Source organism: Larkinella sp. C7, from assembly GCF_006149005.1.
In the GTDB taxonomy this organism is placed as follows: Bacteria; Bacteroidota; Bacteroidia; order Cytophagales; family Spirosomataceae; genus Larkinella.
In genome coordinates, this window is sequence record NZ_VBSL01000005.1 from 209249 (window position 1) to 224931 (window position 15683).

General features: G+C 50.1%; 16 protein-coding genes. 12 read left to right on the forward strand and 4 right to left on the reverse strand.

Features of this window, described 5'->3' with window-relative positions; translation table 11 throughout:
• Positions 1 to 71: 71 nt before the first annotated feature.
• A complete protein-coding gene (gene tilS, locus FH871_RS14520) occupies positions 72 to 1442 on the reverse strand; it encodes a tRNA lysidine(34) synthetase TilS (protein WP_138992152.1) in 1371 nt (456 codons plus the stop codon).
• Positions 1443 to 1602: 160 nt separating this feature from the next.
• Here tilS and FH871_RS14525 point away from each other — a divergent pair, with 160 nt between their 5' ends.
• From FH871_RS14525 to FH871_RS14575, 11 genes are all read left to right on the forward strand, one after another.
• On the forward strand, positions 1603 to 3597 hold the full coding sequence (locus FH871_RS14525) for an OstA-like protein (RefSeq protein ID WP_138992153.1): 1995 nt from the start codon (positions 1603 to 1605) through the stop codon (positions 3595 to 3597).
• Between the two features lie 187 nt (positions 3598 to 3784).
• Entirely contained in the window at positions 3785 to 4426 is a 642-nt protein-coding gene (locus FH871_RS14530; protein ID WP_138992154.1) for a T9SS type A sorting domain-containing protein, read from the forward strand.
• 142 nt (positions 4427 to 4568) lie between these two features.
• On the forward strand, positions 4569 to 5453 hold the full coding sequence (locus FH871_RS14535) for an outer membrane protein assembly factor BamD (RefSeq protein WP_138992155.1): 885 nt from the start codon (positions 4569 to 4571) through the stop codon (positions 5451 to 5453).
• 69 nt (positions 5454 to 5522) lie between these two features.
• Entirely contained in the window at positions 5523 to 5843 is a 321-nt protein-coding gene (locus tag FH871_RS14540) for a DNA-directed RNA polymerase subunit omega (RefSeq protein ID WP_114406225.1), read from the forward strand.
• A 130-nt stretch (positions 5844 to 5973) separates the two neighbouring features.
• On the forward strand, positions 5974 to 7194 hold the full coding sequence (gene coaBC / locus FH871_RS14545; protein ID WP_138992156.1) for a bifunctional phosphopantothenoylcysteine decarboxylase/phosphopantothenate--cysteine ligase CoaBC: 1221 nt from the start codon (positions 5974 to 5976) through the stop codon (positions 7192 to 7194).
• Positions 7191 to 8111, forward strand: a complete 921-nt coding sequence (locus FH871_RS14550; RefSeq protein WP_138992157.1) for a DUF4835 family protein — start codon at positions 7191 to 7193, stop codon at positions 8109 to 8111. The genes coaBC and FH871_RS14550 overlap by 4 nt, the downstream gene beginning before the upstream one ends.
• A 3-nt stretch (positions 8112 to 8114) precedes the next feature.
• Positions 8115 to 8357: a hypothetical protein gene (locus tag FH871_RS14555; protein ID WP_138992158.1), complete on the forward strand. Its 243-nt coding sequence runs from the start codon at positions 8115 to 8117 to the stop codon at positions 8355 to 8357.
• A 9-nt stretch (positions 8358 to 8366) separates the two neighbouring features.
• Positions 8367 to 10031 (forward strand): DNA repair protein RecN, encoded by a 1665-nt coding sequence (gene recN, locus FH871_RS14560; protein WP_138992159.1) that lies wholly within the window; start codon positions 8367 to 8369, stop codon positions 10029 to 10031.
• 37 nt (positions 10032 to 10068) lie between these two features.
• A complete protein-coding gene (locus tag FH871_RS14565; protein ID WP_138992160.1) occupies positions 10069 to 10491 on the forward strand; it encodes a hypothetical protein in 423 nt (140 codons plus the stop codon).
• A 72-nt stretch (positions 10492 to 10563) separates the two neighbouring features.
• Positions 10564 to 11211, forward strand: a complete 648-nt coding sequence (locus tag FH871_RS14570) for an SCO family protein (RefSeq protein ID WP_138992161.1) — start codon at positions 10564 to 10566, stop codon at positions 11209 to 11211.
• Positions 11208 to 11636 (forward strand): cytochrome c, encoded by a 429-nt coding sequence (locus tag FH871_RS14575; RefSeq protein ID WP_138992162.1) that lies wholly within the window; start codon positions 11208 to 11210, stop codon positions 11634 to 11636. The genes FH871_RS14570 and FH871_RS14575 overlap by 4 nt, the downstream gene beginning before the upstream one ends.
• A 7-nt stretch (positions 11637 to 11643) precedes the next feature.
• On the opposite strand, the gene lptC is transcribed toward FH871_RS14575, so the two are convergent.
• The 3 genes from lptC to FH871_RS14590 form a co-directional block, all read right to left on the reverse strand.
• Positions 11644 to 12198: an LPS export ABC transporter periplasmic protein LptC gene (gene lptC, locus FH871_RS14580; RefSeq protein WP_229317296.1), complete on the reverse strand. Its 555-nt coding sequence runs from the start codon at positions 12196 to 12198 to the stop codon at positions 11644 to 11646.
• Positions 12199 to 12297: 99 nt separating this feature from the next.
• Positions 12298 to 13584, reverse strand: coding sequence for a hypothetical protein (locus tag FH871_RS14585; RefSeq protein ID WP_229317298.1), 1287 nt, complete (start codon positions 13582 to 13584; stop codon positions 12298 to 12300).
• Positions 13568 to 14299 (reverse strand): type III pantothenate kinase, encoded by a 732-nt coding sequence (locus FH871_RS14590; protein ID WP_138992163.1) that lies wholly within the window; start codon positions 14297 to 14299, stop codon positions 13568 to 13570. Before FH871_RS14590 ends, FH871_RS14585 begins: the two co-directional genes overlap by 17 nt.
• Positions 14300 to 14367: 68 nt before the next feature.
• On the opposite strand from FH871_RS14590, the gene FH871_RS14595 reads away from it, so the two are divergent.
• A complete protein-coding gene (locus tag FH871_RS14595; protein WP_138992164.1) occupies positions 14368 to 15513 on the forward strand; it encodes a mechanosensitive ion channel family protein in 1146 nt (381 codons plus the stop codon).
• Positions 15514 to 15683: the final 170 nt, after the last annotated feature.

Below are 15683 nucleotides of genomic sequence, written 5' to 3' on the forward strand. Positions count from 1 at the left end.
CAATGATACTAAAATCCCGTACCCGGCAATGGGTGACAAAAAAGGGTGACTATTTTTGAAGAATAAAAGGGTTATTGACCGACAAACCGACGCTCAATTTTCAGAATTTTTCGGGTCTGATCCGTCACCCGATACCGGTCGTCGGGCCGGTATCCGATGAGCCAGGCGATGGCATCACCCGCCACTACGACCCAGGCAGAACGCCGGTCGGTCAGGGAGACTTTCTGGTTGGTCAGAAAATTGCCAACCGACTGCTTGCCTTTCATGCCGAGCGGCTGGAAACGATCTCCGGTTTGCCAGCGCCGGATGGTCAGCGGCCAGGAAATCCGGTCGGCGTCCAGACAGGCTATCTCGTGATTGGACGGGATCTGAAAACCGTTTAAAAACTCAATGATTTCGAACCGCAAAGAAAAGTGGTCAGAAACCGATAGATCGCCAGACGGCAACTCAACCAATTGAATCTCCTGATTGGCAACTGCTTGTAATGATGAAAGAACCAAATAGTCTCGATCACGAAGCACTTGATGAGTCGCCGACTGGAATTTTTGCCCAAAACCGTCTCCCCGAACAGCCTCAGCAAGCGGGTCTATCTGAACATACTGAAAACCGTATGGTTTCAGCCATTCGGACAACCGAAACGCCCACTCCCGCTGGTTGAGGAGTTGTTGAACCGAAAGAAAGACGCCTTCCGGACGATTCACGGCTATCTCCTCCCAGGACCGGCGTATTTCCGCTTCAAGCAGTTGGTCCGCTGATTGCAAACGCGCAACGGTGGTTTGGAGGGTTTGCAACAGATTAGGATTCATCTCTTTCAAAATAGGAATCACCTGATGGCGAAGGCGGTTTCGGCGATATTTGTCGGACGCATTGGAACTGTCTTCGCGCCAAACCAATCCCTTTTCCCGCGCGTAGTCGCCAATGGTTTCACGATCGGCAAACCACAGCGGCCGGATAATGCGTCCCTGCCGAATGGGAATGCCCCGCAATCCGGTCAAGCCAGTACCCCGAACCAGGTTGATCAGGATCGTTTCCAAAACATCATCCTGGTGGTGAGCCGTCGCAATACTGGCATAGCCGTTCACCTCCGCCAGTTGCTCAAACCACGCATACCGCAGGTGCCGGGCCGCCATCTGCGTCGAAATTCCCTGCTCTTCGGCCTGCTGTTTTGCCGGTAAACGGGTGGTATGAAACCGTACGCCATGCTGCTCCGCCAGGGCTCTCACAAAGGCTTCATCCTCATCGGACTCGGCTCCGCGCAACTGAAAATTGACGTGAGCGATCCCGTACTGAAACCCTGCCATTCGAAACAATTCTGCCATCACCACCGAATCCAGCCCGCCACTAACCGTCAGGAGGATGCAATCAGTTTGGCCAAAAAGTTGTTCTCTGTTAATAAAACTTAAAAACTGGTGTTCTATCGCCCGGTTTCGCGCTAAAGCCATAATTTTGTATCCGAAATAGTCTGAAATGCCGTTACGTCGGTTAAGGAGAAAAGATTCCTAGTTAATCATTTAATCCGCGTAATCCCAGTTCAGATGATTCAGAAGATTTTTTTCCATGCATCGCAACCCTTTGAATAAAACGAGCGTCTATAGCAATAGAATGATTCACAAGCTCCTGGTAATGCTTCTGGTTTTGCTGGCCGGTTCAGCAAACGCCCAGTTTGGCAATCCGGCAGCGGGTGGCGCAACCGATATTGTGATTCTGAAACGGGCCGACCAACTGGAAGGCCTGCAATCGGGAACCGAAGAGATTAAAAAACTGACTGGTAACGTCGAGCTTCTGCACAAAAATACGCTGATGTTTTGCGACCAGGCGGTTCAGAATCTGACCACCAACGTCATTGAAGCCTACGGCAATGTACGGTTGATTCAGGGCGATACGCTGAGTGTCAAAGGTGATACGTTGTTCTATTACGGGGCCACCCGGCAAGCCAATGTAACGGGTCGGACGGTGGTGTTGAAAGATCGGAAAATGACTTTGACCACCCGCCGACTTGATTACGACATGGCCAACGGAATTGCCCATTATCCGGTGAAAGGCCGGATTGTTGACCGGGAGAATATTCTGACGAGCCGGGAAGGCTATTACAACACGCGGACGAAACTGTTTACGTTTCATGAGAACGTCAAACTGGTCAATCCGCAGTATACGCTGACCGCTGATTCGTTGCTTTACAACTCGCTGAGCAAAATTGCCACGTTTCAGGGGCCAACCAAAATTGTGAGCAAGGAAGGAACGCTGCTTGCCAAAGATGGAGATTACAATACCGTCTCGCGCCTGTCGAACTTCCAGCGCCGGGCCACGATTGAAACGGAAAAATATACGCTGACGGGCGATACTTTGTTTGGGAACAACGCCAACGATTATTACACCGCCCGTGGCAACGTCGTTCTTTTTGCGAAGGGAGATCAAACGATTTTGACGGGCGATTTCGGTCGATACAACCGAAAAGCCGGTGTTGCCCGCATGATTGGGCACGCCCTGGTCAAGAGCATTTCAAGATCGGATACCTTGTTCATGCGGGCCGATACTCTCTGGTCGTTTGAACTACCCAATCCGAAATACAAAAAGGGAAAGACCAACACGGATTCGACGTACCGTCGGTTGATCGGGCAGCGAAATGTCCTGGTTTTCAAGAATGATTTGCAGAGCAAATGCGATTCAATCGTGTACGAAACCGCAGACTCGACCATCTACTTTTTCAAGGATCCCATTGTCTGGAGCACGAATTATCAGATGGAAGGTGACTCGATAACGGCATTGATGAAAAATAATCGCATCCATAAAATGTTACTTCGGGGCCATTCTTTCGTCATATCACAAGATACACTGCTCAATTTTAACCAGGTAAAAGGCCGGACGCTGACCAGTTATTTTGCGTATGACAAGAAAAGTGATCGCTCCGATATCGATCATGTGGTAGTTGAAGGCAATGGGGAGAGTCTGTATTTCGCCGTCGACGACAATAACAAAATGGTGGGTATGAACCGGGTTTTGTGCAGTAAAATGACGATCCGGTTTGCGGACCGAAAGGTTAACAAAATTAGCTTTTACGGCCAGCCGGATTCCAAACTGGTTCCTCCCCAGGAGTTAAAGGATGCGGACAAACAACTGGACGGTTTTAACTGGCGGATGGCCGAAAAGCCAACCAAAGCCCGGATTCTGGGATTACCGGAGCCAACGACGCCTGCATCGGCAACGGTTTTAAGTGCAAAAACCGTCACAAAAGCGGCAGCAGCCGTTTCGCCCGAAGCATCGGCGACGACCAAACGGGAGGTTCCGTTAAACGAATCAAAGATGAAGGGGTTGATCCGGAAAACGACAAGCAACACCGTCGAAACCGCACCCGTCAAAGAAGCGGTTTCGGTGAACAAACCGGCACCCGTTCCGACAGTTGAACCGAAAAAAGAAATTGAAAAACTGAAACCGGCTACCGTTTCGGAGAAAAAGGTGCAACGGGTGGACAGTTTGTCGACAGAAACCTCGAAAAATACCATTACGAAACCGGCGCTTCGCACTACGCCAACGCCGGTGGAAGAGAGCGATCTGGAAAAGGAACTCAATAAAAAACCGGTTCGAAAAACCGGTAACTGATTGGGAGTCCAGTGGTTTGTAAATAAATTTTTGAATTTGTTTTAAACCTTTGGGGTAACGTTCGGTTCTAACTGACAAAAAAGGATTTGAATTGCAATTTTTTGAGGAAGTGGTCGTTGACTTTCTCGTTTTTTTAAATATGTTTGTGATGGGGTATTATATCCACCCGATTATTGAATGAAATTATATGAAACAACCTGTACGTTTATATGCCTGGTTAACCGGATTGGCACTTCTGGTATCGCAGAGTCTGATGGCTCAGAGCGATAGCAGCAGGCCCAAAAGCCGGTTGGAGTTGGGGCAAAAACCCGCACCGACGAGTCGTGTGATTCACTCCCGCAACTTCCCTTTCCTGAAGCATCCCAGCGTTTCCAGTCTGGATCGTGGCGTTACTGCTCAGAAAAATACCGCCATTAACCAATTTTACCGCAATCAGCTTCTGCATACCTCGGCGGGTAAAACCCCGGTTCGCGCGGCCAGCTCGGATACCGGCAATCTGCCCACGCCTGAAGCCCGCGTTTCTGCGGAAGAAACACGAAAGGTTGAGGATTGGATGTATGCCAACGAACGGATCACGGTTTCTAATATTTACCCGAATCCAGCCAATGAAAGAGCCGAAATTGATTACCAGATTTTTGGCGGTGTAAAAGACGCTAAACTCATCTTTTACAATGTGTTAGGAGCTCCGGTGAAAGAGTATGTTCTGGATCGGAACGAGCGAAAAATTCGGATTGCAACCAGCGAAATGAATTCCGGTATGTACTTTTATCAACTGTCTCTGGAAGGGCAAAAAATTGCAACCAAAAAGTTAATGGTCAGTCATCAATGACTGTCGATAGGTAGTTCGATAGGCAGTAGGCAGTTTTTCTGTTTACTGCTTATTTTTTTGCCTGACAACACCTTCAACGTTAGCACTATTTACGGGGAATGATCGTTAGTCTTACAGAGATTTTTATTAATTTTGCATCCTTATGCAGCATTGTTTGAAAGCAGGTACAGTAGCGGTTGTGTTGTTGGTGATGATTACGTCATGCAGCCCATTTCAGAAACTACAGAAAACGGGTACCGATGATCAAAAGTATCAGGCGGCCGTCACGTACTTTAAAAAAGGAGAATTTTACCGGGCGGGCCTGTTGTTTGAAGAATTGATTCCCATTCTGAAAGGAAGCACGGAATCGGAAATGGCCCAGTTCTACCGGGCTCACTGCGAATACCAGCAGCAGAACTACCAGTTATCGTCGTTTCACTTCAAGCAATTTTACGAAACCTTTGCCCGAAGCGATTACGCCCACGAAGCGATGTATTTCTACGCCCTTTCGCTCTACAAAGATTCGCCGAACTACAACCTGGACCAATCCAATACCCTGACGGCCATGGCCGCTTTGCAGGACTTCATCAATGCCCACCCGCAGAGTCCTTTCCGGCAGGAATGTACCCAGTATATCGCCGTTTTACGCGATAAGCTGGAATTGAAAGCCTACGATAAAGCCAAGCAGTACTACAAGACGAGTGCCGCCAACATTGCCAATTACCGGTCGTCGGTGGTTTCCATTACCAATTTCCTCCGCGAGTACCCGGATTCGAAATACAATGAAGAACTGGCCTACCTGCGCGTGGATGCGCAGTATAACCTGGCCAAAAACAGTTTTGCCGACAAACTGAAAGAGCGGCACCAGGAAGTGGTGACCTATTACCTGGCACTCGTAGACAAATTCCCGAAAAGCCCGGATCTTAAAAAAGCCGAGCGGATGTATGAAGACAGCCGGAAGGAGCTGGAAACCATCGCCAATCAGGAAAAAGAGAAATTGAATCAGCAACAAAAACCGGCCAAAGTCACGGCGACAACGGCCAATTAATCAATAAACGGTTGCCCGAATACACCAGCGTTCGGTGGCCGAAAACCGAGAAGAGAAAACCAAAAAACTATGGCAAATAATCCTTCGATCATCACCCGCGATACCGATAAAATTGCGGCAGCAACGGGTAATCTGTACGAATCAGTATCGATCATTTCAAAACGGGCGCGGCAGATTTCGAGCAAAATGAAAGAAGAACTGAGCAACAAACTTTCAGAATTTGCGTCGGCCGTCGACAACCTGGAAGAAGTGTTCGAAAACCGGGAGCAGATTGAAATTTCAAAATACTACGAGCGTCTTCCCAAACCGACCACGGTGGCAACGGACGAGTTCCTGGAAGGCAAACTGCAATGGCGCACGGTTGAAGAAGACACGAGCAGCTCGCTGTAATTCTTTATCTTTACGTTAGATACAAAACGAACCGAAGAAGCACAGAGACCACGGAGAAAATCGCACCGGCGACCTCTCTCTGTGTCCTTTGTGCTTCTTCGGTTCGTTTTGTGTGTTTATCCTGCTTATCATGTCCAAATTCACCGGAAAAAAGATTCTGCTGGGCGTAACGGGGAGCATCGCTGCGTATAAATCAGCCCTGCTGATCCGGCTTCTGATCAAGTCGGGAGCCGAAGTGCAGGTGATCATGACACCCGCAGCCAAAGATTTCATCACGCCCCTGACGTTGGCCACACTGTCGAAACGTCCCGTTTTTTCGGAGTTCATCCAGTCTGGCGGGCAGGGCGAAGGGCAGTGGAACAACCACGTCGAGCTGGCTCTTTGGGCCGACTTGCTGGTTATTGCGCCGGTGTCGGCACACACGCTGGCGAAATTGGCCCATGGATTTTGTGACGATTTGCTGTCGGCGGTTTATCTATCGGCGAAATGCCCGGTCTTTCTGGCACCCGCCATGGATCTGGACATGTACCGCCACCCTACGACCCTGGAGAACCTCCGGCGGCTGGAATCCTTTGGCAATCACCTCATTCAGGCCGAACACGGCGAACTGGCGAGCGGACTGGTGGGCGAAGGACGGCTGGCAGAACCAGAACACATTGTGAATGAACTGGAGCGGCATTTTGCCCACCGCCCGGTTTTTAGGCACAAACGAATATTGATTACCGCTGGCCCCACGCAGGAGTCCATTGATCCGGTTCGCTTTATCAGCAACCACTCGAGCGGCAAAATGGGCTATGCCATTGCCCGCGCTTTTGCCCAGGCCGGAGCCGACGTTACGCTCGTCAGCGGCCCCACGGTGCAACCCCTCCCCGATTCGGCCATCCGGCGCATAGCGGTACGCTCGGCCCGGGAAATGTTTGAAGCAACGGCGGAAGAGTTTCCGAAAGCGCACGTGGTTGTGCTGGCAGCCGCCGTGGCCGATTACACCCCCTTGCAACCCGCCGACCAGAAAATCAAGAAAAAGGAAGCGGTTTTTGGGTTGGAAATGACCAAAACCGTCGATATTGCCGCCACCCTGGGACAGCAAAAACGCCCGGACCAAATTACGGTCGGTTTTGCGCTGGAAACCAACGATGAACTGGCCAATGCGCTGGGAAAACTCCGGGCCAAAAATTTCGATCTGATCGTTCTGAATTCTTTGCGCGATCCGGGAGCCGGTTTTGGGCACGATACCAACAAAATTACCGTTATTGACAAAGACGAGCGGATGTATGAATTTGATCTGAAATCGAAGGACAAAGTGGCCGAAGATTTGCTCAATCTCGTTCAGGAACAGCTATCGATGGTATGAAATTTCAATCCTTATTGCGAAGTGTTGCGGCATTCATCGCCCTGTCGACCCAAACCGGTCTGGCCCAGGAACTTAATTGCCAGGTGACGGTAAATTTCAACCAGGCCCAGTCGACGCAGGTCACCGACCGTCAGATTTTTCCCCAGCTTCAGAGTTTCATTACGGATTTCATCAATACCCGCCGTTGGACTACCGATGCGTTTAACCCGGAAGAACGCATTAACTGCAAACTGATCATCGACATTCTGAAAGTTCCCGCACAGAATGTCTACCAGGGTCGTGCCCAGATTATTGTCACCCGCCCGGTGTATGGTACCAATTATGAGACCGTTACGCTGCGTTACATCGACAATGCGTTTGATTTCCCCTACCGCCCCAACGATGCGATGTTTTTTAACGAAAATACCAATTCCCATGAATTAACGTCTTTGCTTGCTTTTCATGCGCTCATCATGCTGGGTGTCGATTACAATACGTTTAGCAAGCAGGGCGGGAAACCGTTTTTTCAACGGGCCTATAACGTGATGACCCTGGCGAATCAACGGGCAGACGCCGGCGGAGCGTGGGCTGCCAAGGGCGACATCCGCAACCGGTACTGGCTGATCGAAAATCTGCAAAGTCAGCAGTTTATTCCTTACCACGAAGCCTTGTATACCTACCACCGCCAGGCATTGGATACCTTCACCACCAACCCATCGGGGGCGCGTCAGCAGGTGTTGGGCGTTTTATCAACCCTCCAGCAGGTCAGTCAACAGCGACTCAATTCCGTGGTGATCAACACATTTTTTGACGCCAAGGGCGAAGAACTCTTTAACATCATGAACGAGGGTCCGCGCGATGAACGGCAAAAAGCTTTCACGCTTCTATCCACCCTCGACCCGGCCAAAACAGAAGTTTACCGGAAGTTACTCAGATAATTCATGGGTAAACGTTTAATTCGCATTCGGGCATCGGAGCTTCTCAACCAGTGGACATCCGAATCGGCCGCCGGACTTGAAAACACCGAAGTCAATGTTGTTTTTCTTGACGGACGCACCTTGCACGGTCGGCTGATCGACGTCCGTGGGTCGGAATTATCGATTCGTGACAACATTGGTCACGGTCATACGGTCCTGATCCAAACCGTTGATGAAGTCATCCTGGATGAAAAAGCTCCTTTCTAGACTTTTACCATGCTTTCGCATTTACTGATAAAAAACTACGCCCTGATTGAACTACTGGAAATGGATCCGGATTCCGCGCTAAACACCATTACGGGTGAAACAGGGGCGGGAAAATCCATCATGCTGGGTGCCATTGGTTTGTTGATGGGCAATCGGGCCGATACAAAGGCGCTCTATAATCCGGACGAAAAATGCGTAATCGAGGGTTTTTTCAAGGTATCAGGCTACCTTATCGAGAATTTATTCGAAGAGGCTGACCTCGATTACGACACAACCTGCGTGGTTCGGCGGGAGATCAGCCCAAGTGGAAAGTCCCGCGCTTTTGTGAACGATACACCCGTAACCCTCGATATTCTACGACGGGTGACGAGCCACTTAATGGATATTCATTCGCAGCATGATTCCATTCTGCTGGGGTCGAATGAATACCAACTGGAAATTGTCGACACCTACGCCCAAAACGACGCCCTGTTACGCCAATACCGCATCGATTACCGCACATATCGACTCAAACAGGAAGCCTACGAGCGCCTGCTGTCCGAAACGGCGACGATGAAAAAGGAATTCGATTACAACAGCTTTCTGTACGAAGAACTTCATAAACTGGAGTTGCAAACCGACGAACAGGAGTTGCTGGAACAGGAACTCACGATTCTGGAAAACGCCGAAGATATCAAAGAACGGCTTCAGCTCTCGTCTGATTACCTCGACAATGCGGAGCAATCGGTCGTCGTTTACCTCAAAAATGTGGTTAACAACCTGAACTACGTCACCCGCCTGACGGACCGGTTCAGCCAGCTTCGGGACCGGGCACAAAGTGCCCTGATCGAACTGCGTGACCTCGCCAATGAAATAAACACCGAAGAAGATAACATCGAGACCAACGATGCGCGGGTCGAGATGATTCGGGAACGGTTGAATCTGATTTATCAGTTGCAAACCAAACACGCGGTAAAAACCATCGCCGAACTGCTGGTTATTCAGGCGGATCTGGAGAAAAAAGTCAGTAAAATTCTGAATTCCGATGCCGAACTGGCGTTGGCCAAAGCCGAAAGCGAAACGGCTTTTGAGCAACTCATGACGAGTGCCGATGCCCTTTCTGCCTCACGCCGGGAAGCAAACCCGGAGATTGAGGAGCGGGTGGGCAGTTTGCTGGCCGATCTGGGTATGCCGAATGCCTCGTTAAAGATCAACCAGGAAACCGGCAAACCGACCGACACGGGTGTCGATACAGTTTCTTTCCTGTTCAGTGCCAACAAAGGCGTTAAGAACCAGCAATTGAAAAATGTCGCTTCAGGAGGGGAATTTTCCCGGTTAATGATGGCGATTAAATACATCCTGGCCAGCAAACGTTCGCTGCCCACGATTATCTTTGACGAAATTGATACGGGCGTCTCCGGCGAAATTGCAATCAAGATGGGAAACATGATGCGCGACATGGCGAACAGTCACCAGATCATCGCCATTACGCACCTGCACCAGATTGCCGCGCAGGGCAAAGCCCATTACTTCGTGTACAAAGACAATTCCGGCAATCGCACCGTAAGCCGGGTAAAAAAACTTAGTTTTAACGAACGGGTTCAGGAAATCGCCCAGATGATTGGCGGAAATAATCCGTCGGCCAGCGTTTTGAAAAATGCAAAAGAACTGCTGTCGCAGAAAGCGCCGTCCTGAATGAAAACCCACCGATTTAAAATCCTCCATCAATACCATGAAAAAACTAGTGATTTGCCTTGTTGCACTGGCGGGTTGTCAGTCATCCAACGACAAAAAAAGCATTGAACAAATGCAGGATCAGGTGATGGTTGTTCATGACGAGATCATGCCCCGCACCGATGATCTGATGGATTTGAAGGAAAAAATAAGCCACCAGATTGATAGTCTTTCCAAAATCACACCCGCTTCAGCCAGCGTCAAAGCCCGGCAGGAAGAAGGTCTGACCATCAATAAAAGCCTGACCGAAACCGACAGTCTGATGTTTGCCTGGATGAATCATTACAACGCCGATACCGTCAAAGGCATGGACGAAAAACAGGCAAAGGCGTACCTGGATCTGGAATTGAAGAAAATCAGTGAGGTGAAAGCAAAAATAAACAGCGGAATTACACAGGCGAAGAAATTCCTGGGTAACTAATTCCGGACGCGGGCTGTTGATTGTATATGCGGTTTCGCCGTCTGAGTTTTTGCCATTAAACTAAATTTCAGAATGTATTCAGTGCTAAAAAGCAGTATTTCGCTGGCCGTCTTCCTTTTTTTAGCGGCTTGCTCATCCACCGAATCCCGGTTGCCCATCATGGGCGAACGGGATGTCATCACGAAAGAAGTCGACGGTAAAACCGTTACGGATACGGCCTATTATCAGATACCGGGTTTCCAGTTTACCAACCAGGACAGCTTGCCGGTAACGGATAAAACCTTTGATGGAAAGATCTATGTCGCTGACTTCTTTTTCATTACCTGCCCGACGATTTGCCCGAAGATGAAAACCCAGATGAAACGGGTTTACGACCAATTCAAGAACAATCCGGACGTGATGTTGCTGTCGTATACCATCGATCCGAAACACGACACCCCGGCGGTGCTGAAAGAGTTTGCGACCAGTCTGGGAATTACCGGATCGCAGTGGCAATTTGCAACCGGCCCGAAAGAAGAAATCTTTAAAACCGGCAAGAGTTATATGGTGGTAGCCCAGGAAGACGCCGGCGCGCCGGGCGGTCTTCTCCACAGTGGCCACTTTGTGTTGGTAGACAAGGAAAAACGCGTCCGGGGCATGTATGACGGCACCACGGAAGAAGGTGCAGACAGACTGATAGCGGACATCGACCGGTTACTCGCCGAATATAAAACGAAATGAGAAGACGAACGCTGGGATGGTTGCTCGTACCGCTTCTCTTCCAAACCGCTTGCCAGAGCCAGGAGGAGTTAAAGCAGGAGAAATATTTTGTGGAGGGCTACCAGCTTTACACCGAACATTGTGCCAATTGCCACCAAACCGACGGCAAGGGTCTTGAAGCGCTTTATCCGCCGATCAACGGGTCCGACTATCTGAAAAATAAGGAAAAGGTCATCTGCCTGATTCGGTATGGGCAGAACGAACCGATTGTCGTAAACGGTCGGCGATTCAACCGGCCGATGCCCGCCAATCCACAATTAACCGACATCGATGTGGCGGAAATCACAACCTACATTTATAATCAGTGGGGCGGAGAAGCTGTAATTACGGACGTAAAAGAAGCCAGTAAAATACTGGATACCTGCCGGGTGCAACGTCAACGTTAGTTCAACATCAATTTCCGCTGCCCGACATCCGGAAGATCCCCGACGTTTTTCGAATAAAGTAGTGCGAAAACGTTTGATCGGTGTCCAACCCCACCCCTTCCAGTCGTTCGTTTGAGTTTTTGCTCAGGATTTTGACCTTTTTTTCGGTGTAAACCTTCTTGGTGGTCGGGTTCCAGTTGAGTTCCGGCGTGTAGAGTTCCTGATTCTTTTTCTTGTTGACCACCACCACATTCCCCATGACGCGGTAATAATTCTGGGCTTGTACATAGCGGCCCGAATCCGCCCGCAGGGTGGTCTCGACCTGTTGGTCAGGGCCGTAGAACTCGATGTTGACGGTTTTGGGGTAAACGCGGTCGTTGGATTGGTACTTGTACTGCAAGGGCGTTTTCATCTTGACCTTCAACAACCCCATTTCGCTGTACAGAATCTGAACATCGTTGATTTCTTCCAGCGGGCCGGTATACGGTTTTGATTTTTTTGCAGCCGGTTCTTCCGTACAACTCATCAAGGCACTCCCAAACAGGCCCAAAAAGACGGCCCGAAAAATATACTTACTCATCATGGTTTTCAGTGTGAATCATTCCAATCCCTAGAACGAAAGTCTGAGCGCCCTGGTTCGTAGCTTTGACTAAACGGTATGGCTCAGCAGTGAAACCATCGGTCAATCGATTTTCTGCCGCTGGAACCAGGGCTGATTGAGCGACAGACCCAGGCCAATTTTGAAATACCGTTCCTGAATCTGACCGTTCGTAACCGTTCCCCGCTGACCGCCGATCAACGAGATCGTAACCGAGTTTACAAATTGACCCACGGGCAGGGAAACGCCTAAACTGACGTTCACGTCGTTGGGTTGTTTCCCTCCTACCGAATACGGCAACTTGGAATAATTGAAGCCCAAACGATACGGAATGAGATCCAGATAGCGCGTCGAACGGGTTTTCGGCGTGTATTCCAGCCCGGCGCCAATCGAATAACTATCTTGTAAACTCCCTGAATTGCCCTCCAGATCCGAAAATTTTGACCAGGGCTGGTACCCAAATTCAACCCCAACGGCTAATTTCTGCGATTTCTCCAACACAATACCACCCCGAAATTGGGTAGGCAGCGTAACCGAACCGCCACTTCGGGTACTAACCGTATCCGGATTTGAAATCTGCGTGCCACTGGCATCGATTTGCTGATAGGTATCGATTGAATTGCCACCTAATTTTGTCATCGGATCGATGGTGGCGCCGATGTTCAGAAACCAGTCATTTTTCAGTTTCGGTCGCCAGGCCGCTCCAAGTCGCCAGACAATATCACTGTAGCTCGTTTGTGTTGAACGCTTCACGGTAATATCATCCCCACCGATCAGCAGGCGGGAGTCGGAATCTTTGGTGGTGTTGCCAAAGAGAAAAGCCGCTTCAAAGCCGAAGAACAGGCTCTTGGTCAGGCTAAAGCCGTTGGTAAACGTTGCCTTGTTGAGCCCACCCCGTCCCCGGTAAATGTATTCGGATTCGTAGATGGTGCCCGGCACTTTCTGGTATTGCGTGGTTTGGTAGTCCACGTAGCTGTAGGGCCGCAAGCCAATGCCCGTTGACCAATAGCGGGTGACGGGAAAGGTAAACGTCAGGTAGCTGAGGTTGGCCCCAAAATCCTGTTGTTTTTGTCCACGACCATCGGTAAGTCCTTTGCTTTGCCCCAGCAAACCCACCTCGAACAAGGTATAGCGGTTCCGAACCAGCAAAGCGGGGTTGACACTATTGAGAAAAAAGCTGTTGGCATACGCGGTTCCCATGCCGCCCATGCCCAGGTTGGTGACGTTGCTGTTGCCGTAGATTTCACCAATACCCAGCGAAGAATAAGGAGAATTGCCTAAACCTTGTGCCTGAGCGGTCAATTGAGCCGTTCCAAACAGGAAAAGGCCGGTAAATAAGACGGAATACCATCCGTTACGAGAGGTCGACATTATGTTGTAAAATACGATTCAATCCGATCAGTACCAGTTCCGGTACTGCAAAGATGGGTGGTTTCAGGCTACTTTCAAAAAACGGAGCGTCTCCCCCGCAGATTAGTACCCTCACATCGGGGTGTTCCCGGCGATGCGCATCGATAATACCGTTCAATTCGGCCAGCAATCCATTGACCACACCGGCCTGCATGGCCTGCCGGGTATTTTTCCCCAACAGCGAGGGCCGTAACTCGTCCGGCTCGACCATAGGTAGCCTTTCTGTAAACGAATGCATCGCCCGGAATCGCATACGGAAGCCGGGAGAAATCATTCCGCCGTGAAAGACCGAAGCCGCATCCACGTAGTCATACGTGACGCAGGTCCCCATATCGATCACCAGGCAGGCTTCATCCGGAAACCGGACTTTAGCCCCAACAGCCGACGCAATCCGGTCGGTGCCGAGCGTGTTGGGCGTATCATACCGCTTTTCCATCGGCACCGGCGTATAGCCATCGACCGCCAGCCAGTACGTTCCCGGTTTTAACGGAAGCTGGTCCCGCAACTGGTCGGCCGGGCGGTTGGTCGACGAAACGACGACCGCGTCGGGCGGAGCATTCTGAATCAGGGTTTGTAGATTCTCGACCGATAACTGCGAATAGACTTCCATGGACTTTCCATGCGCGAAAATTCCGGCTTTGATGGCACTGTTCCCCCAGTCGATGGCGATGTTCATTCCTGCAAAAATTGCAAATAGAGACCAGATTCCTCACTCTTGTGTGTTAAAAATGCTTAAAATGCGGCATGGAATCGGTAAAAACGTGGTTTGAGCAGCAGTTGATGGGCAATTCCGTCGGCAATCTGGTCCTGTTCGCTCTCCTTATTCTGTTGGGTTTGTGGCTGAAACGCATTCTGTCGATGTTGCTGAGCCGGTTTTTCTACCGGCTCGTCAAGCCCGAATCCAATTCCATTCCGATCAGCGATTTTCTCCGGTTGATGCGCCAACCGATTGAATTTCTCATCCTGCTGATCATGCTCTTTCTGGCCTTCGACCGACTGGCTATCCCCGATCAGTGGGGATTTGTTCCCCGCACCGAGTTCGGCTACCGCCTGGTGATAATCCGGCTGTACCAAACGACGCTGATGATTACGCTGGCCTGGATTGCCATCCGGTTTGTGAAGTTCGTAGGCCTGATTTTTCAGAAACGGGCTGAACAAACGGAAACCAAGCTGGACGACCAACTGGTGCCGTTTGTTCGCGATCTGATGATTCTTACCGTCTCCGCGATTGCGTTTTTTTCGATTCTGAGTGTCGTTTTCGATGTCAATGTCATTGCCCTCGTAACCAGTCTGGGCATCGGCGGTTTGGCCATTGCCCTGGCGGCCCGCGAAACGCTCGAAAATTTATTTGCCTCCTTTGCCATTCTGCTCGATCGTCCCTTTGTTACCGGCGATACGGTTACCGCCGGTACCGGCCCCAATCAGGTGACCGGTACCGTGGAAAAAATCGGTTTCCGAAGCACGCGTCTCCGCACCGACGACGGCAGCCGCATCGCCGTTCCCAACCGCCTGATGATTTCGCAATCCCTCGATAACCTGACCCAGCGGAGCCAGCGACGGGCCAAGTTCTATCTCCGGCTTGCCCTCGATACACCGGCCGAGACGCTCCGGGGAATTGTTGACGATACCCGCCAATGGCTTGAAAACCAACCTAAAACGAACCAGTCTCCTCCCCTTATCCAATTTGACACCTTTGGCGAAAGCTCGCTCGATATTCTGATTCAATATTACGTGGCTACCAGCGACTACCGGGAATTTAACGCCATAAAAGAAGAAGTGAACTATCAGTTGATAGCCATTGTTAAAAAACATAGCGGACAGTTTGCATTTCCATCAAGAATCGTTTACCTTCGGTCAGAAGCTGAGTTCCCGCTCGAAAATCAAAAATAATTCCTGGCTACTTTTGAATACTTTTTAAAACATTTGCATCTTTTGGTCGTTCTTGTTGACAAAGCGGGATTAAACTATTAACATTGTGGTCATATAGGTTCTGACCCGCTATCCCAGGTGTTCTGCCTCTATCCATGTAATCTGAGGCCGCAAGCCAAATCCACCTGAAC